Here is a 22352-nt window from a genome sequence, read left to right as displayed (position 1 = left end):
GCCGTCCAGCGCGCCGCCGCTGGTCGGCCACGCCGGGATGCCGAGCGTCGCGGTCCGTGCGAGGCTGCCAGGTGATGACGTCCATCCCGCAGCACGAGGCGCTGGCCGAGGCGTACCAGGGAATCACGGCCGTGGTCGGCGACCTCGACGACCACGACCTGCAGCGCCCGACCCGGTGCCGGGGCTGGCTCGTCGCCGACCTGCTGTTCCATGTGCTCTGCGACGCGCAGCGCGCACTGGTCGCCCTGGCCAGTCCGGCCGCCGGGCCACCCGACGTCGACGACGTCACCTACTGGCGGGCGTTCACTCCGGGCGGGGACGACGACGGCGCCCGCCACGCCTGGTGGGCCCGCCGCTCCGCCGCCGCGTTCGACCGGCCCTCCGGCGTGGTCCGGTTGTGGTCCGACACCGCCCCGGCCGCCGTACGCGCCGCCACCGTCGCCGACCCGTCCGGGCACGTGACGACCCAGGGGCACGTGCTGCGGGTGTCCGACCTGCTCGCCACCCTCAGCACCGAGGCCGTGATCCACCACCTCGACCTGCTGCTCGACCTCCCCGACGCGCCCCCGCCCGGTCCACTGGCCACCCGGGTCGCGGTCACCACCATGGACGGTCTGCTGAGCGACGAGGCCGTACGCCCGGCGGGCTGGGACGACCACGAATACCTGCTGAAGGCGACCGGCCGGCTTCCGCTCAGCGACCGGGACCGGCTGGAGCTGGGCGAGGTCGCCGGCTGGTTTCCGCTGCTCGGTTGACCGGCCGGTTCAGACGATGGCCATGTCCACGAAGCGCGAGAGGTGCAGCTGCGCCGCGACGGTCACCGTGTCGGTCGGGCCATTTCTGTGCTTGGCGACGATGAAGTCCGCCTCACCGGCCCGCGGCGACTCCTTGTCGTAGTAGTCGTCCCGGTGGAGCAGGATGACAACGTCAGCATCCTGCTCAATTGATCCACTTTCGCGCAGATCGGACAACTGCGGACGCTTGTCGGTGCGCTGCTCGGGGCCACGGTTCAGCTGACTGACCGCGATCACCGGGCACTCGACCTCCTTGGCCAGCAGCTTCAGACCACGGGACAGGTCCGCGACCTCCTGCTGCCGGCTCTCGGTGCGCTTGGGTGAGGTCATCAGTTGGAGGTAGTCGACCACGATCATCTTGAGGTCGTGCCGTTGCTTGAGCCGGCGCGCCTTGGCCCGGATCTCCATGAGGTTCATGCTCGGCGTGTCGTCGACGAAGAGCGGAGCCTCGCTGATCTCGCCCATGCAGCGGGCCAGCTTGGTCCAGTCGTCGTCGGAGAGCTGCCCGCTGCGGAGCACGTGCAGCGGCACCCGCGCCTCGGCCGAGAGGAGGCGCATGACGATCTCGACCTTGCTCATTTCCAGGGAGAAGATCGCGGCCGCCTGGTTGGCGCGGATCGCCGCATTTCGAGCGAAATCCATGCTTGCCGTGGACTTTCCGAGTCCAGGCCTACCTGCCACGATGATCAATTGGCCCGGGTGCAGGCCGTTGAGCAGCCGGTCCAGATCGGTGAAGCCGGTGGGCACGCCGGTCATCACGCCGCCCTGCGCGCCGACGGCCTCGATCTCGTCGAGGGTGGGCTGGAGCATGTCGGCGAGGACGGCGAAGTCCTCGCTCACCCGGCGCTCGGTGACGTCGTAGACGGCCTGCTGGGCCAGGTCGACGACGTCGTCGACGTCGCGGCTGCCGCCGGCCGCGGTGCCGTAGCCGAGCTGCACGATCTTGGTGCCGGCCTCGACGAGCCGACGCAGGATGGCCCGCTCGCTGACGATCCGCGCGTAGTAGGCCGCGTTCGCGGCCGTCGGCACGGCGGCCATGCAGGTGTGGAGGTAGGGCGCGCCGCCCACCCGGGCGAGGTCGCCGGAGTCGGCGAGAGCCGCCGCGACGGTGATGCCGTCGGCCGGCTCACCCCGGCCGTAGATCTCCAGGATGGTGTCGAAGATGGTCGCGTGCACCGGGCGGTAGAAGTCGTTGGTCTTGAGGATCTCCACGACGTCCGCGATGGCGTCCTTGGAGAGCAGCATGCCGCCGATCACGCACTGCTCGGCCGCCACGTCCTGCGGAGGCGTCTTGTCGAACTGGCCGTCCCGCTGGGCGGGCGCGGGAGCCTGCCCGCCGCCGCGTGGCTCCGCCCGCATGTCGTCGGTGACCGACACCGGTCCCCCCTCCACTGCGTCGGATCCTCGTCCCAGCCCTACCGTCCGGGTACGACACTTCGCCGACCAGGCCGGTCGATCGGGGGCCATCGCACGGGCGGTCGGGGGCCAACCATACGGAACTGGGGTTGAGCCACTCAACAACGCCGGTGGACGAGCCTCGGGACAACCTGTGGACGTCCGTGCACGAGCATGTGCGCAGGGTGTGCACAGCCTGTGGACAACCGCTGGGGAATTCCCAACCGAAATGCTCTGACCTGCGGTGATGTGATCCCCAGCCTGTGGAGGCGAGTTTTTCGGTCGGGTCGGGGAGTCGTTCGTCCCGTACTATCTCCAGCGAACGGCTACACCTGGACAGCGGATTGCGCCAACGGTTGAGAAGGGTCACGCTCCGGCCGTGAGTTACCAGGACTGGGGACGCGGGGAGGGCATCCCGCGCGAGCGCTCCTCGTCGTGGGCCGACTCCGCCGATCCGGCCTCGGTCGACTCCTACGGCGCGGGGCGCGGCCGGCCGGGTCGCCGAGCGCTGGAGAGCAGCCGGGAGGATCCGGTCGACGCCTACCTGCCGCGGTGGGCCGTGGAGTCCGGCGTACGCCGGGCTGACGGCGCCGGGCGGCACGCCGCGCCGGAGGACGACGACGAGCCGGTCCGGCCTCGGTCCGACGGCGGCGGCGGTTGGCGCGCCACCGAGACCACAAGCAGCTGGCAGCGGGTCCGGGAGACGAGTTGGCGGGAACTGCCGGCGATCGGCGCCGCCCCCGAGTCTGACCACACGAGCGAGTGGACGTTCGACCGTCCGCAGGGCGCGGGCTACGTGGGGAGCCGGCGGGCGGAGCGCGCGGAGGAGGAACCTGTCTCGGGCTCGTTCGACCAGCGTCGTCCCCGCCGGTCGCCCGCGGGGCGACCGCAGGTCACGTGGTCGGGCGGGGAGGAGGAGGCCGCGCCGAGCCCGCAACCTGACCCGAGCCGGGTCGGTCGGCGTCGTCGACGTGCGGCGGACGCCGAGGACTCCTGGACCCGTCCCGCCGCGGACTCCTGGGAGCGGGCGGCGGGGCGCGCCGAGGACCCGGAGCCGGAGCCCCGCGCGGCCGCTGACCCGTGGGACCGGGCGGCTCGGCTCGCGGACGAGGTGGAGGCACGGCCCGCGGTGGACCCGTGGGACGCCTCGGGGGTCCACGCCTGGCCACCGGGTGCGGGCGTGCAGCAGTGGGAGAGCCCGACGCGGTGGGAGCAGCCCGACGTCGCGGCCCGCTGGTCGGAGCCGGACAGCACCGGGCAGTGGGACCGCTACACGGACGCGGGTGGGTGGGACCGGACGGAGCCACCGCGTTCCGCGCGGGCCGACGAGACCGAGGGCTGGTCCTGGGCGCGGCAGGACGAGGGTTTCTGGTCGGGCACCCGGCTGGCCGGTGACGATCCCCGGTGGATGGATCCGCAGACCTCGGCCCCCCGCTCGCCCGTGGTGACCTACACGGCGCCTCGACCGCGCAGCGCGCCGGGCGCGTACGGGCCGAACCGGCGCCGGTCGGAGCCCATCGGTGCCCCCCGGGGCACGGGCGCGGCGGCGGCACGTCGGCGCATCGACACGGTCACGCCCGGCGGGTGGGGGCGGCGACTGGAGGACGACCTGCTCGACCCGGATCCGGGTGGCCCGATCCGGCCGATGCTCTACACCGTTGCGTGCTACCTGGTCCCGGCCGTGCTGATCTTCGTGTGGTTGCTGACGCTGGACGCCGGGGCGCCGGCGGGCTGCGTCACCGACATCAGCGGCGGCGGCTGCGACTCCCCGCGTGCGCGCGCACTGGATTCGCTGGTCGCGGCGGCACCCCGGTTCGGCCTGGCTCTGGTCAGCAGTCTGGTGGTCGCGGCGCTGCTGCGGCGGGTCGGTACGACGTGGCGTGCGACGACGATCGCCCTCGCGTCGGCGGTGGTCGGCGGTGGCCTCTCCACGGTGATCATCAGCGTGGTGACCGGCCAGCCGATCGGCTGAGACACTCGGCGCCGCCTGACGCCGGCGCGGTTCGACGCCATGGGTCAGGGCGCTTTCGGGGCGGCGGGGCACTCCCGGCGGCGGTCCGGACAGACCGAGGGCCCGTACCGATCCGGTGCGGGCCCTCGGTTGTGGTGCGGGGTGTCAGCTGGCGACGACGTTCAGGTTGAACGACGCCGTGACCTCCGGGTGCAGCTTGATGCGCACCGGGTAGGCACCAGTCGACTTGATGTGGCCGGGCAGCTCCAGCCGACGCCGGTCGAGCACCGGACCGCCGGCGGCCTTCACGGCGTCGACGATCTCGGCCGGGGTGACGGAGCCGAAGAGCCGGCCGCCGTCGCCGGCGCGGGCCTTCAGGCTGACCTTCAGACCCTCGAGCTGACCCTTGACCTCGTTGGCGTGGCCCAGGTCGCGGATCTCGCGGGCCGAGCGGGCCCGCTTGATCAGGGTGACCTGCTTCTCCGCACCCTTGGTCCAGGCGATCGCGAAGCCCTGCGGCAGCAGGTAGTTACGGCCGTAGCCGTCCTTGACCTCGACGATGTCGCCGGGGGCACCGAGGCCGGTCACTTCCTGAGTCAGGATGATCTTCATATCGGTGCCTCCTCTCAGCGGGTGGTGGCCGTGTACGGCAGGAGCGCCATCTCACGGGCGTTCTTGACCGCACGGGCGATCTGCCGCTGCTGCTGCGAGGTCACGCCGGTCACCCGCCGAGCGCGGATCTTGCCGCGGTCGGAGATGAACTTGCGCAGCAGCGCGGTGTCCTTGTAATCGATGTAGGTGATCCCGTCCTTGTCGAGCGGGTTCACCTTCTTCTTCGGCTTGCGCAGTGCCGCAGCCTTGGCCATTGCTCTTGCTCCTGGTTTGCGATCGCGGGCGCTCGGCGCCATTAGAACGGGGGCTCCTCGTCGAAGTTTCCGCCGCCCGAACCGGAACGCGAGGGGGCGGGCGCGGCCGAAGCCCAGGGGTCGTCGAAGTTGCCTCCGCCGCCGCCCTGGCCACCACCGCCACCGAAGCCACCGCCGCCACCGCCGGAGCGGGACATCTTCTGCACCTTGGCCGTGGCGTAGCGCAGTGACGGGCCGATCTCGTCGACCTCGAGCTCGATGACGGTGCGCTTCTCGCCCTCACGGGTCTCGTAGGACCGCTGCCGCAGACGACCCGACACGATCACCCGAGCGCCCCGCTGGAGGGACTCGGCGACGTGCTCGGCGGCCTGGCGCCAGACGGTGCACGAGAGGAACAGCGGCTCGCCGTCCTTCCACTCGCCGGACGCGCGGTCCATGAACCGCGGCGTCGAGGCGACACGGAACTTGGCGACCGCCGCCCCGTTCGGGGTGAACCGCAACTCGGGGTCATCGGTCAGGTTGCCGATGACCGTGATGGTGGTGTCTCCTGCCATGACCATCTCCTCGCGCCCTCATCGTCTGTCGTACAGGCTCTCAGAGCCGTACGACAGCGTCGATGAGGCTGATCCGGGCGTGCCGGGGGTGGACGCTTAGCGCATCTCCGGCCGGATGACCTTGGTGCGCAGCACGGACTCGTTCAGTCGGAGCTGACGGTCCAGCTCGGCCACCGCCGCAGGCGTCGCCTGCAGGTCGATGACGGCGTAGATGCCCTCGGCCTTCTTGTTGATCTCGTACGCGAGGCGCCGGCGGCCCCACACGTCGGTCTTCTCCACCGAGCCACCCGCGGTCCGGATCACGTTCAGGTACGTGTCGAGCGACGGGGCGACGGTGCGCTCCTCGAGGCTGGGGTCGAGGATCACCATGATCTCGTAATGACGCAAGACGTGCTCACCTCCTGTGGGCTAAGCGGCCACGGTCCTTCCGTGGCAGGAGGTCGTGCGTCGTGGCCCGCGCCGGTGTCGGGGGAACCCGGCCGGACGCGGACAACCGGACCAGGATACCCGGCCCGGACGATCATCAGCCGGGTGCCCGGTCGGGGGCCGGCCCGCCGGCGGGGCGAGCCGTCCGGCAGCGTGCGGGCTGAGGACGAGCGGCCCCCTTCGTCGTACGCACGGCGACGGGGACCCGCTCCGACCGTGCGGCCGGTGGCGGGTCCCCGTCGACGAGGCCGCGGGGCGTCCCGTCCGCATTCCTTGGGTGGGACCTGGGGAGGAACGACCACACCGATGAGGTTGGACCGAAGACGCCCCGCGGAGCTTTATCGTGTTGTTACCTGACGATACAACGGCTCTCGTCACTTGTCGGCGAAAATGGCACAATTTCCGAGATTCGCGATGCGCTGCCGAGATTCTCTTCGGAACACCCCCGCCACGCCGGGCCGCGCGACGGAGGTGCTCCCGTCAGCAGGTGGTCGGCCGACCGGTGGCGCCGAGCGCCGGGGAGCAGGCCTTCCATCCCACCTCGTCAACGAGCGTCGGTCGCCGGGGTGACGCGAGGAGGCGGCAGCGGCCACGCCGTCACCCCGCTCGTCGGAGGCGCGACGTAGGCTCGCGGGCATGCGTATCGGAGCCCACGTCGATTCGACGGACCCGTTGGCGGAGGCGACCGCCCGGGCCGCCGACACCGTGCAGTTCTTCCTCTCCGACCCGCAGGGCTGGAAGGCCCCCAAGCCCCGGGAGGACGCGGCCCGGCTCCGCGCCGCCGAGGTGGACCTCTACGTGCACGCGCCGTACGTCATCAACGTGGCGACCCTCAACAACCGGATCCGGATCCCGAGCCGCAAGCTGTTGCTGACGCACGCCACCGCGGCCGCCGACGTCGGCGCGAAGGGGTTGATCGTGCACGGCGGCCACGTCAACGCCGGCGACGATCCGGCGGTCGGCTTCGACAACTGGCGCAAGACCTTCGCATACGCGGCCGACGCGGGCGGGTTCGGCGTGCCGGTTCTGATCGAGAACACGGCCGGCGGCGAGAACGCGTGTGCCCGGCGGCTCGACGCGCTCGCCCGGCTCTGGGACGCGGTCGGTGACTACGAGGTGGGGTTCTGCCTGGACACCTGCCACGCCCACGCCGGCGGAGAGGAGCTGCTCGGCCTCGTCGACCGGGTCAAGGCGATCACCGGTCGGATCGACCTGGTGCACGCGAACAACTCCAAGGGCGCCTTCAACTCCGGTCAGGACCGGCACGACAACCTCGACGGCGGGACGATCGACCCGGAGCTGGTGGTGGCCGTCATCCGCGCCGCCGGCGCGCCGGTGGTCGTCGAGACACCCGGCGGTGTGACGGGCCAGGCGACGGACATCTCCTTCCTCCGCGAGCAGCTCGGCGCGGAGCAGCCGTCGGCATGACGACCGGACGGTCCGAGGCCGGCGACAGGTTGCCCGCACCCGCCGACAAGCACCAGCGCGTCACCCAACCGGCCGACACGGCCACCCCGAGCAGCACGACGAGTGGCGCCGGCACGGGCGGCGCGGACAGCCCCGGAGGACCGACCGACGTGACGACCGCCGAGACATCCGCCAGCGGCAAGCCCGCCGACCCGGCACCCGGCACCGACCAGACGACCGGCACCGGCGGCACCAAGGCCGACGAAGGCACGGCCGCCGGCAAGACGCAGGCCGACGACATGGCCAAGCCGACGAGCGGGACCCAGGCCGACGGCACGGCGAAACCGACGAGCGGCACCAGAGCCGACGGCGCGACGAGCCCGGCCGGAACGAGCGGGGCGGACGCCACGACGAGCCCGGCCAGCGGCGACAAGGCCGACGCGACGAAGACCGACGCGACGAAGGTCGACGGCACACCGCCGGTCATCGCTGAGACGAAGGCCGGCACGGCCGGGGAGACGAAGTCGGACCGGTGGGCCGCCTTCGGGCCGGCTCCGGAGGCGGTGCCGAGCCGCCCTCGTCGGGCGGTCCGCGCGGTCGGGCGGTTCCTGATCCACGAGTGGACGCTGGCCACGCTCGGGGCGTTGGCCCTCGCGGTGCTGATGACCTGGCCGACGCTGCGCTACCCGCTCTACACGCTGCCGCAGGACTACTGGGACCCGAGCCTGCAGGCATGGCAGATGGCCTGGTCGGGGCACATCCTGCTGGCCAACCCCGCCCAGCTGTGGCAGTCCAACACGTTCTTCCCCGAGCAGTGGAGCTTCGCGTTCTCGGACACCCTGCTCGGCTACGCGCCCGCCGGCATGCTCGGCACCGGTCCCGGCGCGGCCATCCTGCGCTACAACATCATGTTCGTGCTGGCGCACGCGCTGGCGACGCTCGGGGCGTACGCCCTGGCCCGGCAGCTCGGCTCGGCCCGGATGGGCGCGGCCGTCGCGGGTGTCACCTACGCGTACGCGCCGTGGCTGCTGGCCCAGGCCGGGCACCTGCACGTGCTCTCCAACGGCGGTATCCCGCTGGCGCTGGCCATGCTCGCTCGGGGCCACGGCTGGTCGCTGCGGCACGGCTACCGGCCGGAGCGCCGGCACGACGGCTGGGTCTACGCGGGCTGGTTCGTGGCGGCGTGGCAGCTCAGCCTGGGCTTCGGCATCGGCCTGCCGTTCGCGTACTTCCTCGGCGGTACGGTGGTCGTCGCCCTCGTCACCTGGTTCGTCCGGCAGACCTGGATCTGGCCGGAGCGGCGACCGTTCGGCCGCCGGATGGTCACCGCGAACGTCGTCGGGGGGCTGCTCTTCGGCGGCGTGGGCCTGCTCCTGGCTATCCCCTACTTCAACGTCACCGAGCTGCACCCGTACGCGGAACGCAGCATCGGGGACATCGGCATCTTCTCTCCGCCCGCGTCGGGCTTCGTCACCGCGCCCGCCGAGTCACGGATCTGGGGCGGGCTGCACGAGGGCGCCCGGGCCGCGCTGCCGTGGCACCCGGAGATGACGCTGCTGCCCGGGTTCGTGCTCTACGCCCTGGCCGCCGGTGGCCTCTTCTTCTCGGTGTGGCGACTGCGGCAGCGCCTCCTGCTGCTCGCCGGGGTCGTGGTGACGATGGTGCTCGCCATGGGCACCCGGTTCTTCGGCGGCACCTGGACTTACGTCCCGCTCTTCGAGCACCTGCCCGGCTGGAACGGTCTGCGCACTCCGGGCCGGCTGATGCTCTGGGCCACGCTGCTGCTCGGCCTGCTGGCCGCCGGTGCGATCACCGCGCTCACCGACCGGGTCCGGGACCTCGCCGCGCAGCGAATCCCCTCCTGGCCGGGACCGTGGCTGCGGCTGGCGACGCTGCTGCCGCTGCTGCTGGTCACGGTCGAGGGGTTGAACAGCACGCCGCATCCGGTGGTCCCGTCCCAGCCGGCCGCGATGCGTCTGGTGGACGGCCCGATGCTGGTGCTGCCCAGCAACCAGAGCCTCGACCAGCACGTGATGCTCTGGTCGACGACCCACTTCCAGGACGTGGTGAACGGCGGCAGCGGTTTCACCCCGCGGCAGCTCGACGACGTCCGGCGGGTGACGCAGTCGTTCCCCGACCAGACGAGCGTCGAGTACCTGCGGACGCTGGGCGTACGCAACGTGGTGCTGCTGCGTGACCAGCTGGCCGGCACGCCCTGGGAAATCACCGTCGACTCGCCGGTGGACTTCCTCGGCATCACCCGTGAGGAGATCGGCGACGCGGTGGTCTACCGGCTCTTCGCCGACCCGTCGGTCGGCGGCGGACAGCCGCAGCCGACGCCGACGGGTCAGCCGGGCGGCGGCCTGCCGACGAGCCTGCCGAGCAACCTGCCGAGCGGTCTACCGACCAACCTGCCCAGCGGGCTGCCGACCAGCCTCCCGACGAACCTGCCCACCGGCCTGCCGACCCGGTAGGGGCGACCCCACGACCGCCGGCCCGGTCCGCCGACGGCGTGGGTTCCTCGTGACGGCTCAGCCCGCGACCGACAGCGGCTCGGTGGGCAGCGCCGGTCGCCGTCGCCAGCGGTCCCACCACGGCGCGTCCGGCGCGCCGTCGAGCACGCCGCCGTCCGGATCGTCCGGGTAGGTGGCGCGTACGGCGTCGCGGTCGGGGCGGAGGATGTCGCGCACGATCAGCCCGCAGAGCACCACCACGGTGACGAGCCGCAGCGTGGCGGCGAGCACGAAGACCCCCTCGGGGAAGACCGGCCGACCCGTGGACGCGCCGAGCAGTTCGCCGTAGAAGGCCGCGAAGTAGCACACCTCGGCCAACTGCCAGGCCAGGAAGGCACCCCACCGCGGACGGGCGAGCACCGCCAGCGGCAGCAGCCAGAGCACGAACTGCTGGGACCACACCTTGCTGAAGATCAGGAACGCCGCGACCACGAGGAAGCCGAGCTGGGCGAGCCGGGGGCGGCGCGGGGCGAGCAGCGCCAGCGCGGCGACCCCGAGGCAGGCCAACCCGAAGAGGGCGTACGACAGCATGTTGAGGGTGGAGATGTTCGCGTTCAGCCACTCGAACGGGCCGGTGCCGCTGGCCCCCACCCGGCCGTCCAGGTAGCGGCCGATGTACCAGAGCGTCCCCCAGTCGATCGCCCGGCTGCTGTTGAGCTCGAAGAAGCGGTCCCAGTTCTCCCAGTACGGCACGGCGGCGGGCAGGTTCACCGTGACCACCGCCACGGCGGCTGCGGCGACGGCCGTGAACGCGGCGCGCAGCCGGCTCGCGCGCAGGGCGAGGACCAGGATCGGGCCGAGCAGGAAGAGCGGCCACAGCTTCGCCGCCCCGGCGAGCCCCAGCAGCAGACCGGCGACCAGGGGGCGTCGTTTCGCCCAGGCGAGTAACCCGAACGCGGCGAGACCGACGGCGAGCAGGTCCCAGTTCACGGTGGCGGTGAGGATCAGCGCGGGCGACAGTGCGAAGAGCGCGGCGTCCCACGGTCGGCGGCGGCGCAGCGCGAGGATGACCGCGACGGTGGCCACCCCGAGCGCGCCGAGCACCAGCGCGTTCAGGTTGTAGAACCACCGGCCCTGGTTGATGCTCGGGTCGTCGACGCCCAGTTCGTGCACGGGCAGGCCGAGCGCGCCCATGAAGTAGCCGGTCAGCACCGGGTACTCGACCGGGTGGTCGCGGTAGGGCACCTTGCCCTCGTTCAGCCCCTCGGCGTAGTAGAGGGCGAGCACGTCGGTGTAGCAGAAGCGGGTGTACTGCACGTTGTTCTGCCACGCGCCGTCCTGGCAGGGTGACTTCTGCACCCAGTGCAGAGCGAGCGCCAGGCAGGCGAGGGCCAGCACGATCCGGGCCGCGGTCCAGAAGCGCCGTTCCCGGCCCGCCGGCCGGTCCAGGGCGACCGCGTGGTCACCCAGCGGGCCACCGATCATGCCCGAGAGCCCGCGGACGAAGCCGTCCGAGCGGGACGGGTGGTCGGTGGTGGGGGCGTCGTCGAGGCCGGACGTCGACTGGGTGCTCATGAAGAGGCATCCTGCCGTACGCCCTGCCTCCGCGTCCTGTCCCGGCCCGACATGTCGGTACGCGAGACGCCGCCGGCGGCCGGATGGTGGTCCGGCCGCCGGCGGCGTCAGAGGGCGTCAGAGACTCAGTCGGTCTCCGGTCTCGTGGTGGGTAACAGCCCGCCGCCGCCACCGCCGTTGCCGCCGCCCGGCCGTGGATCGAACGGGAAGGTGGGGTTACCGCCACCGGGGTTGCCACCGCCGGGGTTGCCACCGCCCGGGTTGCCGCCGTTGTTCGGCGGGCAGAGCAGACCCAGGGGGTCGTTGCACGCGGGTGGGGTGGGCGGCGGAGGCGCCTCGCCGTTGCCGGAGTCCGGGTCACCCATCTTCGACGGGGGCAGGAAGTCCAGCTTCTCCTTGCCCTTGAGCGCCTCGTCCATGAAGCGTTCCCAGATCTCGCCGGGCAGGTTACCGCCGCTGATTCGGGTGCCGTTCTTCAGCTTGAGCGGCTTGCGGTCCTTGACGTTGCCGACCCAGACGGCGGTGGCGAGCTGCGGCGTGTAGCCGACCATCCACGCGTCGCCGTTCTCCGGGCTGTTCTCCTTCTGCTCCCAGGTGCCGGTCTTGGACGCGGCCTTGCGGCCACCCTCGAGTCGGTGGTTGACCTGCCCGGGGTACTTCTCCAGAACCGCGGTCACGTCGGCGACGACGTCCTTCTCGATCCGCCGCTCCGGCTTGAGCTTCTCGCCGCCGACCTTCTCCCACTTGCCGGTCGTGTCGTTCTGCTTCTCGACGGAGTAGAGGAAGTGGGCCTTGTTGTAGACGCCCTCGTTGGCGAAGGTGGCGACGCCGTTGGCGTGGTCGAGCACGGTGATCGGGTACTGGCCGTAGCCGACCACGTGGAAGAACGGCGACGGAGCGATGTCCTTCGGGTCGGTCTTCGTCAGGTCGTAGGGCTTGGCCGGGTTGGTGTCCGTGCGCCACATCGTCGTGACACCGGCGGACTTGGCCATGTCGATGACCTTGTCCGGGCCGATCTCCTGGGTGACGTAGTAGAACGGCACGTTCAGCGACTTCAGCGTGGAGACCTCGAGCGTGCAGGAGTTGCCGCACGACGGGTTGTCGGTGCCGGCGTTGCTGACCTTGAACTTCGTGCCCTCGGGCGTGAAGGCCCGACCCTTCCAGCGGGACTCGAGGGCCTTGCCCGCCTTGAGGGCCGCCGCCAGGGTGTAGATCTTGAAGCTGGAGCCGGGCGAGTGACCGCCGGACAGGTTCCCGGCGGTGTCGACGTTCTTGCCGGCGTAGTCGGTGCCGACGCCGGTGTCACCGCCGTAGTAGGCGACCACCCGACCCGTCTTGGGGTCGATCGCGACCACCGCGGCCATCAGGTTCGGGGGCTCACCGTCGAGCTCGGAACCCTTGGTCTTGCGCTGGGCGACCTCGAGCGCGGCCTTCTGGATCTTGGTGTCGATGGTGGTGCGGATCCGGTAGCCGCCGGACATCAGCGCCTGGGAGCAGAGGGGCTTCGCGTCGGTCACCTCGGCGTCGTTGTCGACGCAGATGCCCTTCTCCTTCATCTCCTCCCGCACGTAGTTGATCACGTTGCCGTACGGGGTGTTGACGCCGTAGTCGACGCCGATGCCGCCCTTCTTCGGAGCCTTCAGCGTCTTGGTCGGGTACTCGGTCGGCGCCTGCGGCTTCCCGGGGGCGTTTAGCCACCCCTCCTGGATCATGCCGCCGATGACGTAGTCCCACCGGCCCTTGGCGTCCGCGGCATTGATCGCCGGGTCGTAGCCCCTGTGGGTCGCGCTCGGCTCGGGCTGCTTGATCAGCGCCGCGAGCACCGCGCCCTCGGCCGGGGTGACCTTGTCGATGTCCTTGCCGAAGTACGTCTGCGCGGCGGCCTGGATGCCGTACGCGCCGCGCCCGAAGTAGATCACGTTGAGGTAGTGCTGCATGATCTGCGGCTTGGTGTACTCGTCGTTCAGCTTGGAGGCGAGGATCGCCTCCTTCACCTTCCGGGCGTAGGTGTCGTCCTTCAGGTTGTCGTACGCGTTGCGCGCGTACTGCTGGGTGATCGTCGAGGCACCCTGCTTGTCGCCGCCGGTGAAGTTGTTCCAGGCGGCCCGGACGATGCCCTTGTAGTCCACACCGGAGTGCCGGTAGAAGTTCCGGTCCTCGGCCGCCGCCACCGCATCCTGGACGAACTGCGGGATCTTGTCGATGGTGACCAGCGTGCGGTTCTCCTGGCCGACCTTCGCGATGATCGTCTTGTTGTCGAAGGCGTAGATGGTGGTCGCCTGCGGCGGCGTGATCTCGTCGGGCAGCACCACGTTGGTGGAGTAGTAGGTGAAGCCGACGACGCCCAGCCCGGCGAGCATGATGAAGACCGCGAAACCGGCGATGATCATGTTGATCCGCTTGCGCTTGCGCGAGTCCCCGCCGCCGCCACGGCCGCCGCGACCCGGCCCGGCAGGGCCTCCCGGTCCACCCGGTCCACCCGGCTGGCCGGGCACGCTGGCCCGGGCGACCGACGCGCGCCCGGCCGGGCCGCCGACCGACGCGGAGCCCACGCTGGCGCGACCCGACGGAGCGCCCACGGACGCCGCACCCACCGACGCCCGACCGGCCGGACCGGCCGGGGACACCGGGACCGACGCACGCCCGGGTGACCCGCCGGAGGCCGGGGACACCGGCACCGACGCACGTCCCGGGCGGCCGACGGAGGCTGAGCCGACCGATGCCGAGCCGACGGACGCCGAACCGGCGGCACTGCCGCCCCGCGGTGGCACCGAGGCCCGTCCGCCCGAGGCGGAGCCGCGTGGCGCCACCGAGGCGCGTCCGGCGGAGGCCGAGCCGTCCTGAGCCGCCCAGCCGTCGCCGCGCGCATCGCCGTCGGGCCGGCGGTACGGGTCGTCCGCCCCCCGCCCGTGGCCACCGCTCGGGTTCGGGATCTGGGCCCGCCCATGCGAACTGGGATCGCCGTACGAGTTCATTCCTCACACCCTGCCGGTCGCGGTGGGGCGCCGCTGCGCCACCACCGGGTTGCCGTGAGCTGTTTCACGTGCGGCCGCGACAGCGGCGGATCCGCACGCCTTCGATTCCGAATCAATCGGGCCAATCAGACCAACCGACCCTCGCCCGTCCCAGCGGTCCTGCACGGCGTCGGGGCCGGCCGGTCGGGCTGGGTTCACCGTTGCGCCTCTCGCCTTCGCCGCGTCGAGGCGGCGGCGGAGGCGTCGCTACCGGCGCCCTGCTCCGCCGCGGCGTCCCCGCCACCGGCCAACCCGTCCCGGCCGAGCAGGTACTGCTCGACGAGATGGTTCCAGTTACAGCCGAGGCACACCTCCACCACGAAGACCTGGAACTCACGCAGTGTCATCGCCAGCACCGGCAACTCCGCCAACGTGCGGGCCTGCCCGGCGGACTGCTTGAGTTCGTCCCCGTAAATGTAGTGGACGTGGGTCAGATTCTCGCTCCGGCAGATCGGACACCGGTCATCCGTCGGCTCACCATGGAAGCGAGCAGCGTTCTTCAGGTACGGCGAGGCGTCGCAGACGTCGTACGTGCCGATGCGGCCGGTCAGGAGTTCACGCAGCAGCGCTCGCTTCTGAAGCGAGTAGTCGACGACCTGGCGCTGCGTACGCATGCGGAGAAGGGTACGCGGTCCGGCCGGACGAGGCGACCACGGTGACGATCCGTGATGACAGGATCTCGCAAAGGGGGTTTGCCCTGGCCATGGTGATCCGCTAGCGTGCGATGTATCGGTCCGATACATCGCGGCGGTTAGCACTCCGCACTCAGGGTAAAGGAAGGATGGCCGGTGCTCGAACTCGCCATCCTCGGCCTGTTGCAGGAGTCTCCGATGCACGGCTACGAGCTGCGCAAGGAGCTGGCCGCCAAGCTCGGGGCGATCCGGGCAGCGATAAGTTACGGCTCCCTCTACCCGACCCTGCGTCGGCTGCAGGCGGAAGGGTGGATCGCCGAAGCCGCCGAGACACCTGCCACCGCCGAGGAGGTTCCCGCGCTGACCAGCCGACGAGGTCGGGTGGTCTACAAAATCACCGCGGAGGGCAAGGAGCGGTTCGCCCAGCTGATCGCACAGGCCGGTCCCGAGACGTACGACGACACGGGCTTCGGCGTGCACTTCGCGTTCTTCGCCCGGACCGACCAGGCGACCCGACTGCGCATTCTGGAGGGTCGCCGCCGAAAGATCGAGGAGCGTCGCGAAGGGCTTCGTGACGTGCTGGGCCGGGCGGCCGAGCGCCTCGACGCTTACACCCTGGAACTGCAGCGCCACGGCCTGGAGGCCTGTGAGCGCGAGGTCCGCTGGCTGGAGGAGCTCATCGCCAACGAGCGCTCCGGCCGAGCCCCGACGGTCCCGCGAGCCGGGACGGCCGGTGGTCGACGAGAAGACAACAGCCCGCCCCCGCCTGGAGAGTCCAGGACAGAGCGGCCGTGATGAAAGAAGAAGGAGGCAGACGCTATGGGCTCCGTCCGCGTCGCCATCGTCGGTGTGGGTAACTGCGCCTCGTCCCTCGTGCAGGGCGTTGAGTACTACCGCAACGCCGACCCGAACGACCGCGTCCCGGGTCTCATGCACGTCACCTTCGGCGACTACCACGTCTCGGACGTGCAGTTCGTCGCGGCGTTCGACGTCGACGCCAAGAAGGTGGGCATGGACCTCGCGGAGGCGATCGTCGCCAGCGAGAACAACACCATCAAGCTCTGCGACGTGCCGCCGACCGGTGTCACCGTGCAGCGCGGCCCGACCTTCGACGGCCTGGGCCAGTACTACCGGGAGATCATCCAGGAGTCCGACGCCGACCCGGTCGACGTGGTCAAGGCGCTGCGCGACGCGCAGGTCGACGTCGTCGTCTCCTACCTGCCGGTCGGGTCCGAGCAGGCCGACAAGTTCTACGCCCAGGCCGCGATCGACGCCGGCTGCGCGTTCGTGAACGCCCTGCCGGTCTTCATCGCCTCCGACCCGGAGTGGGCGCAGAAGTTCACCGACGCCGGGCTGCCGATCGTCGGCGACGACATCAAGAGCCAGGTCGGCGCAACCATCGTGCACCGCGCCCTCGCGAAGCTGTTCGAGGACCGCGGTGTCGAGCTGCTGCGCACGTACCAGCTCAACTTCGGCGGCAACATGGACTTCATGAACATGCTGGAGCGCAACCGCCTGGTCTCGAAGAAGATCTCGAAGACCCAGTCGGTGACCTCCCAGATCCCGCACGAGATGAGCAAGAGCGACGTGCACATCGGTCCGTCGGACCACGTGCCGTGGCTGGACGACCGCAAGTGGGCCTACATCCGCCTGGAGGGCCGTTCGTTCGGTGACACCCCGCTGAACGCCGAGCTGAAGCTGGAGGTGTGGGACTCCCCCAACTCGGCCGGCGTCATCATCGACGCGGTGCGCGCCGCGAAGATCGCGCTGGACCGGAAGATCGGCGGCCCGATCCTGTCCGCGTCGTCGTACTTCATGAAGTCCCCGCCCGTGCAGTACGCCGACCACGACGCGCACGCCGCCGTCGAGGCCTTCATCAAGGGCGACGTCGAGCGCTGAAGCGCTCGGCACCAGTACGGCCGAGGGGCCGGGTCCGCGTGGACCCGGCCCCTCGCCGTGTTCAGCCCTCGCCGAGGGCCGGGTGGTCAGGACCAGGCCCGTTGCAGGGCGACGCGGGCCTCCAACTCCAGCAGGTGCACCTTGCGGTCGAGGCCGCCGCCGAAGCCGACCAGCTTGCCGCCGGCACCCACGATGCGGTGGCACGGCACGATCACCGGGACCGGGTTGCGGTTGCAGGCCACCCCGACCGCCCGGGCTGCGCCCGGGTCGCCCAGCCGACGCGCCACCTCGCCGTAGGTCAGCGTCTCCCCGTGCGGGATCTCGGTCATCACCTGCCACACCGCCCGCTCGAACTCCGAGCCGCGGGGGATCGACACCGGCACGGTGAAGTCGGTGAGCTGGCCGGCGAAGTAGGCGCGCAGCTCCGCGACGGCCTGCCGGGACACCACGTCGTCGGGCTGGTCGGTTGCCGACGCGACCCGGCCGAAGTGGGTGCCGCGGACGGTCTCGCCGTCGGTCGCCACGGAGAACTCTCCGATGGGTGAGTCGATGACCGTCCAGCGCATCCCCCCATTGTCCGCGCCCGGGTGACACTTCCCACGCGGGACCCGACACGGCGGGGTCGACGACCGACGCCGGGCCACCGACGACGGTCAGAGCAGGTTGACACCGAGCAGCAGGGCGCCTGCCATAAGGCACCCGCCACCGGCGACGGTCAGCCAGATCAGCTTGTTGGGCCGCGTGTCCCGCGGTCGCACCACCGAGAGGAAGAAGCCCAGCGGCATCAGGATCGGCGCGGCCACGAACAGCGATCGGATGAGGGTGGCCGTGCCGGCGGAGACGTCGGCCTGGTCGATGTAGGGCAGCACGACGAGCGCGAAGAGGACCAGCACGCCGGCGTGGGCGTGGCCGGCGGTCCACAGCCCGCGACGGACCGGGTTGTCGAGGTAGCCGGCCCGGCTCCGGGCGAGGTGGGTGAGCAGGGTCAAGCCGCCGTACGCGACGGCGACCACGGTGACCAGCAGGATGCCGGCGGTGGTCAGGGTTGCCGAGGACATGGGGACACCTCCGTCTTGTCGTTGTCAAGATTGGCTCGCGCATCGGCATCTTGTCAACAGCTAGATTGAAGATCTCCAGATCAGGGACCGTTGCCGTCCGTCGATACCGTTCAGTACGTGGCCACTGGGACGCTGTTCTTCCTGATCGTCGGTGGGGCCGGTGTCGCGGTGCTGGCACTCGCCCTGCTCGGCACCGAGCTGCTGCACTTCGGCGGGGCCGACGTCGACGGCCCGGTGTCGATCGAGACCGTGGCGGCCTTCGCCGGCGCGTTCGGCTTCGGGGCCGCGATCGTCAACGAGCTGCTCGGTGGGCGTACGCCCGCAATGGTCGCCGCGGCGACCGCCGGCGGCGCCCTCGCCGCCGTGCCCGTCTCATGGCTGGCGTCCCGGCTCAGCCGGGCCGCCCGCGACATGCACACCGACCCCACGCCGACCCGGCACGATCTGGTCGGTGCGATGGGCCTGGTGGTGACCGCGGTGCCGGCCGACGGCTACGGCGAGGTCCGGATCCGGCTGGCCGGGCAGCCGGTCAAGCTCAACGCCCGCGCCGACCGCGCGATCCCGGCCGGCGCCCAGATCTTCGTCGTCCAGGCGCTGAGCGAGACCAGCGTGCACGTCGAGACCTACTGAACGAATCCCCCTCGCAGACAGGACACCTGCATGCTCCTACTCATCGCCGTCGGCGGCGCGGTCATCCTCGTCCTCATCCTCGTGATGTTCGTGCTGTCCCGGATCAAGGTGGCCGGGCCGAACGAGGCGTTCATCGTCACCGGTCGCAAGGGCCGGACCACCCAGACCGCGGACGGCGGCCGCTCGACCGACATGTCCGGCCAGAAGGTCGTGCTGGGCGCCTCGGTCTTCGTCCTGCCGGTGGTGCAGAAACTCCAGTCCCTCGACCTGTCCAGCCGCCGGATCGACGTCGGGATCCGGGGCGCGGTCAGCAAGCAGGGCATCCGGGCCGACCTGCACGGCGTGGCGATCGTCAAGGTCGGCGGCACCGAGGACGCCATCCGGGCCGCCGCCCAGCGCTTCCTGCACCAGCAGGACGAGATCGACAACTTCACCCGGGAGGTGCTCGCCGGGGCGTTGCGCTCGATCGTCGGCCGGCTCACCATCGAGGAGGTCATCCGCGACCGGGCGGCGTTCGCCAGCGCGGTCGCCGAGGAGGCCGAGCACTCGATGACCAACCAGGGTCTGGTGCTCGACACCTTCCAGCTTCAGGACATCCTCGCCGAAGGCTCCTACCTCCAGGACCTGGGCCGGCCGGAGGCGGCCCGCGTGCTCAAGGACGCGGCGATCGCCGAGGCCCGTGCCCGCCAGCAGGCCGAGCAGGAACGCCTGCTGGCCGAGGAGGCGATCGCCGAGGCGAACCGGAACCTCTCCCTCAAGCAGGCCGCCATCCAGGCCGAGATCGACGCGGCGAAGGCCAAGTCGGCGGCGGCCGGGCCGCTCGCCCAGGCCGAACGGGACCAGGCGATCCTCACCGAACAGCAGAAGGTGGCCGAACGCAACGCCGAACTCAAGCAGCGTCAGCTCGACACCGAAGTACGCAAGCCGGCCGACGCCGCCCGGTACAAGGTCGAGCAGGAGGCCGAGGCGGCCCGCAACGCGGCGGTCCTCAACGCGGACGCCCAGCGGCAGGCGGTCATCGCCGCCGCCCAGGCCGCCGCCGAGCAGTCCCGACTCACCGGTGAGGGCGAGCGGGCCCGACGCGCCGCCCTGGCCGAGGCGAACGCGATCGAGGGCGCCAAGGAGGGTGAGGCCGAGCAGCGGCGGCGCTCCGCGATCGCCGAGGCGGTCGAGCGGGAGGGCGCGGCCGAGGCCGCCGCGATCCTCGCCCGGGGGCAGGCCGAGGCCGACGCAATGGCGCGCAAGGCGGAGGCGTTCGCGGCGTACGGCGAGGCAGCCGTGCTGGACCTGCTGGTGAAGGTGCTGCCGCAGGTGGTCGAGGCCGCCAGCGCCCCGATCGGCGCGATCGACAAGATGACGGTCATCTCCACCGACGGGGCTTCCTCCCTGACCAAGTCGGTGGCCGGCAACGTGGCGCAGGGCCTCCAGCTCGGCAGCGACCTCACCGGCATCGACCTGGCCGGGCTGCTCGCCCGGCTCGGCGCGGCGCGCAGCGACAACACCGGCATCGCGGGTGGGACGACCGGCACGGCCGAGGTGACGACCGCACGTTGACGCCCGGGTGCCGGCCCGACCCACGGTCGGGCCGGCACCGGTTCGGTAGGGCCGCAACGGCCGGCGCCCGCCGGCACCGCCTCCCCGAGGGGAAGGGTGCCGGCGGGCGCCGGTTCGTACTGACAGGTCAGGCGACCTCGACGACGAACTTCTCGCCGACGCCCAGACCCAGGTTCTCCAGGTCGAACCAGTCGATCGTCTTGCTGGAGGTCAGCTGGCTGGTGCCGCTGTCGCCGGCGGTGACCGCCTGGCCGTCGATGTAGGCCCGGAGGTAGACCGACCCCTCGGGGTTGTAGTCGAGGAAGTCGAACACCTCCCAGCTCCCCGGCGTCGGGCCACTGGCCCGCAGCGGAAGGGTGCCGCGGCCCTCCGCCGAGACGTACTTGCCGTTGACCAGCGCGCGGAAGGTGACGAAGCCGCCCCCGAGGTTGATCACCTCGAACTTCTCCCACGTGCTGGCCGAGTTGGCCACCGGGACGAGCGGCTGGCTGCCGGCCCCGTCGGCGGAGACGTACTTGCCACTCGCCAGCGACTTGATGCTGACGACCGGCGACGGCGCCTCGACGTCGAACTTCTCCCAGGTGCTGATCGACGGGCGGCTCGCGGTCAGGGCGGCGCCGTTGTTCGGCGCGGTGACGTACTTGCCGTTGACGAGCGCCTTGAGGCTGACGGTGCCGTCGGTGTTGTTGATCAGCTGGAACTTCTCCCAGGTGCTGATCGACGGTCCCTCCGCCACCAGCGGCTTGGTGCCGGCACCGGTCGCGGAGACGTACTTGCCGTTGACCTTCGACCGGAAGGCGACCTGGCCACCACCGGCGTCGACGATGTCGTACTTCTCCCAGGTGCCCAGCGCGGAACCGAGGGCGACCAGCGGCTTGCTGCCGGCACCGTCGGCCATCACGAAGTTGCCGTTGGAGCGGGCACGGAAACCGTGCGAGGCGCGGTCCGGCCCGGTGGCCCGGACGTTGAGGACCCGGTCCGTGGCGCCCTCCGCGTCGTGCACGGCACCGGCGACGCCAGTGGTGACGATCCGGTCGCGCACCTGCTGCGGCGTCCACGTCGGGTTGAGTTCGAGCAGCTGCGCGGCGGCACCCGCCACGTGCGGCGACGCCATCGACGTGCCGCTGATGGAGAGCGAGCCGTCGGGGGTGCCGGCGGCCGCCGAGACGATGCTGACGCCCGGAGCGAAGGTGTCGACGCAGCTGCCGTAGTTCGAGAACCACGCCTTGTAGTCGATCTTGTCGGTCGCGCCCACGGTGATCGCCGCCGGCACGTTGGCCGGCGAGATGTCACAGGCGTTCTGGGCGCTGTTGCCCGCGGCGATCGCGTACGTGACACCGGTGCCGATCGACCGGTTCACCGCGTCGTTGACCGCCTGGACATTGCCGCCGAAGGCGAGGCTCATGTTCGCCACCGCCGGCTTGACCGCGTTCGCGGTCACCCAGTCGATGCCGGCGATGATCTGCTCGCTGCTGCCGCTGCCGTAGCAGTCGAGGACCCGTACGCCGACCAACTGGACACCCTTGGCCACACCGAACGTGGTGCCGCCGACGGTGCCCGCCACGTGCGTGCCGTGGCCGTCACAGTCCTGGGCCACGTCGTCGTTGTCGATCGTGTCCCGGCCGTACCGGGCCCGGCCCTGGAAGTCGGCGTGGGCGATGTCGATGCCGGTGTCCAGGATGTACGCGGTGACCCCGTGACCCGTCGCCGGGTAGGTGTAGGAGTTGTCGCGCTTCGGCGAGCTCTGGTCGATCCGGTCCAGGCCCCAGGACGGCGGGTTGCTCTGGGTGTCGGTGGCCGAGAAGATCGCCACCGGCTCCACGTACGCCACGGACGGGTCGGCCGCGACGCGCTCCGCCTGCCGCCGGTTCATCGCGGCGGAGTAGCCGCGCAGGGCGTGGGTGTAGACCTGACGGACGGTCCCGCCGTTGTCCCCGGCGAGCGCCGAGGCGGTCGACTTGACCTCCTGCGGGGTGGCGGTCTTGTCCTTCAGGACGACGATGTAGCGGTCCGGAACGACCTGCGGGGCACCGGCACCCCGCACGGTGGGCCGCTGGGTCGAGGACGGGTCGGCCATCGCGGCACTGCTGGTGCCGGCGCCGACGATGATCGTTGCGGAGGCGAGGGTGAGCCCCGCCACCGCC

At 71.2% G+C, this 22352-nt stretch carries 18 protein-coding genes and 1 pseudogene; 8 read left to right on the top strand and 11 right to left on the bottom strand.

The genetic code is table 11. The features are described 5' to 3' along the window. The first annotated feature begins 74 nt into the window (after positions 1–74). Positions 75–755 (top strand): maleylpyruvate isomerase N-terminal domain-containing protein, encoded by a 681-nt coding sequence (locus tag GA0070620_RS22265; protein ID WP_091593862.1) that lies wholly within the window; start codon positions 75–77, stop codon positions 753–755. Positions 756–764: 9 nt separating this feature from the next. Here the strand turns inward: GA0070620_RS22265 and dnaB are convergent, their stop codons facing one another. Then, the gene (gene dnaB / locus GA0070620_RS22260) at positions 765–2171 is read right to left on the bottom strand and encodes a replicative DNA helicase (RefSeq protein WP_091593860.1); all 1407 of its coding nucleotides are present in this window, start codon (positions 2169–2171) and stop codon (positions 765–767) included. Positions 2172–2568: 397 nt separating this feature from the next. Here dnaB and GA0070620_RS22255 point away from each other — a divergent pair, with 397 nt between their 5' ends. Further along, positions 2569–4161, top strand: coding sequence for a hypothetical protein (locus GA0070620_RS22255; protein WP_091593858.1), 1593 nt, complete (start codon positions 2569–2571; stop codon positions 4159–4161). Positions 4162–4305: 144 nt separating this feature from the next. On the opposite strand, the gene rplI is transcribed toward GA0070620_RS22255, so the two are convergent. The 4 genes from rplI to rpsF all read right to left on the bottom strand — a co-directional run bounded on the left by rplI (position 4306) and on the right by rpsF (position 5947). Next, complete coding sequence (gene rplI, locus GA0070620_RS22250) at positions 4306–4752, bottom strand: 50S ribosomal protein L9 (protein WP_091593856.1); 447 nt, start codon at positions 4750–4752, stop codon at positions 4306–4308. Between the two features lie 14 nt (positions 4753–4766). Further along, positions 4767–5006: a 30S ribosomal protein S18 gene (rpsR, locus tag GA0070620_RS22245; RefSeq protein WP_013289355.1), complete on the bottom strand. Its 240-nt coding sequence runs from the start codon at positions 5004–5006 to the stop codon at positions 4767–4769. A 41-nt stretch (positions 5007–5047) separates the two neighbouring features. Then, positions 5048–5560, bottom strand: coding sequence for a single-stranded DNA-binding protein (locus GA0070620_RS22240; RefSeq protein ID WP_091599171.1), 513 nt, complete (start codon positions 5558–5560; stop codon positions 5048–5050). A 96-nt stretch (positions 5561–5656) separates the two neighbouring features. Continuing rightward, a complete protein-coding gene (gene rpsF, locus GA0070620_RS22235) occupies positions 5657–5947 on the bottom strand; it encodes a 30S ribosomal protein S6 (protein WP_076468436.1) in 291 nt (96 codons plus the stop codon). Positions 5948–6622: 675 nt separating this feature from the next. Between rpsF and GA0070620_RS22230 the strand changes: the two genes are divergently transcribed. Then, on the top strand, positions 6623–7414 hold the full coding sequence (locus tag GA0070620_RS22230) for a deoxyribonuclease IV (RefSeq protein ID WP_091593854.1): 792 nt from the start codon (positions 6623–6625) through the stop codon (positions 7412–7414). Further along, positions 7411–9690, top strand: a pseudogene (locus GA0070620_RS22225) (hypothetical protein); the annotation flags it as partial. The gene GA0070620_RS22230 and the pseudogene GA0070620_RS22225, both read left to right, overlap by 4 nt. 234 nt (positions 9691–9924) lie before the next feature. Here GA0070620_RS22225 and GA0070620_RS22220 read toward each other — a convergent pair. From GA0070620_RS22220 to GA0070620_RS22210, 3 genes are all read right to left on the bottom strand, one after another. Then, the gene (locus GA0070620_RS22220) at positions 9925–11421 is read right to left on the bottom strand and encodes a glycosyltransferase family 87 protein (RefSeq protein WP_091593853.1); all 1497 of its coding nucleotides are present in this window, start codon (positions 11419–11421) and stop codon (positions 9925–9927) included. A 125-nt stretch (positions 11422–11546) separates the two neighbouring features. Continuing rightward, the gene (locus tag GA0070620_RS22215; RefSeq protein WP_091593851.1) at positions 11547–14396 is read right to left on the bottom strand and encodes a transglycosylase domain-containing protein; all 2850 of its coding nucleotides are present in this window, start codon (positions 14394–14396) and stop codon (positions 11547–11549) included. 194 nt (positions 14397–14590) lie between these two features. Further along, on the bottom strand, positions 14591–15049 hold the full coding sequence (locus GA0070620_RS22210) for a DUF5318 domain-containing protein (protein ID WP_091593849.1): 459 nt from the start codon (positions 15047–15049) through the stop codon (positions 14591–14593). Between the two features lie 174 nt (positions 15050–15223). Here GA0070620_RS22210 and GA0070620_RS22205 point away from each other — a divergent pair, with 174 nt between their 5' ends. Together GA0070620_RS22205 and GA0070620_RS22200 are read left to right on the top strand one after the other, a co-directional pair. Beyond that, entirely contained in the window at positions 15224–15862 is a 639-nt protein-coding gene (locus GA0070620_RS22205) for a PadR family transcriptional regulator (protein ID WP_091593847.1), read from the top strand. 24 nt (positions 15863–15886) lie between these two features. After that, positions 15887–16966: an inositol-3-phosphate synthase gene (locus GA0070620_RS22200; RefSeq protein ID WP_091593845.1), complete on the top strand. Its 1080-nt coding sequence runs from the start codon at positions 15887–15889 to the stop codon at positions 16964–16966. 86 nt (positions 16967–17052) lie between these two features. On the opposite strand, the gene GA0070620_RS22195 is transcribed toward GA0070620_RS22200, so the two are convergent. Together GA0070620_RS22195 and GA0070620_RS22190 are read right to left on the bottom strand one after the other, a co-directional pair. Next, positions 17053–17532 (bottom strand): methylated-DNA--[protein]-cysteine S-methyltransferase, encoded by a 480-nt coding sequence (locus GA0070620_RS22195; protein ID WP_091593844.1) that lies wholly within the window; start codon positions 17530–17532, stop codon positions 17053–17055. A gap of 87 nt (positions 17533–17619) precedes the next feature. Further along, positions 17620–18024, bottom strand: coding sequence for a hypothetical protein (locus GA0070620_RS22190; protein WP_091593843.1), 405 nt, complete (start codon positions 18022–18024; stop codon positions 17620–17622). Between the two features lie 117 nt (positions 18025–18141). Between GA0070620_RS22190 and GA0070620_RS22185 the strand changes: the two genes are divergently transcribed. Next, the gene (locus GA0070620_RS22185) at positions 18142–18654 is read left to right on the top strand and encodes a hypothetical protein (protein WP_231921905.1); all 513 of its coding nucleotides are present in this window, start codon (positions 18142–18144) and stop codon (positions 18652–18654) included. 30 nt (positions 18655–18684) lie between these two features. Further along, positions 18685–20208 carry a flotillin family protein gene (locus tag GA0070620_RS22180; RefSeq protein WP_091593839.1) on the top strand — a complete coding sequence of 508 codons (1524 nt, stop codon included), beginning with the start codon at positions 18685–18687 and terminating at the stop codon, positions 20206–20208. A 127-nt stretch (positions 20209–20335) separates the two neighbouring features. Here the strand turns inward: GA0070620_RS22180 and GA0070620_RS22175 are convergent, their stop codons facing one another. Further along, positions 20336–22348, bottom strand: coding sequence for a S8 family serine peptidase (locus tag GA0070620_RS22175; RefSeq protein ID WP_231921904.1), 2013 nt, complete (start codon positions 22346–22348; stop codon positions 20336–20338). Between the last annotated feature and the right edge of the window lie 4 nt (positions 22349–22352).

Source organism: Micromonospora krabiensis, from assembly GCF_900091425.1.
In the GTDB taxonomy this organism is placed as follows: Bacteria; Actinomycetota; Actinomycetes; order Mycobacteriales; family Micromonosporaceae; genus Micromonospora; species Micromonospora krabiensis.
Note: the sequence above shows the minus strand (reverse complement) of the source record. Positions and strands in the feature narration are given on the sequence as shown.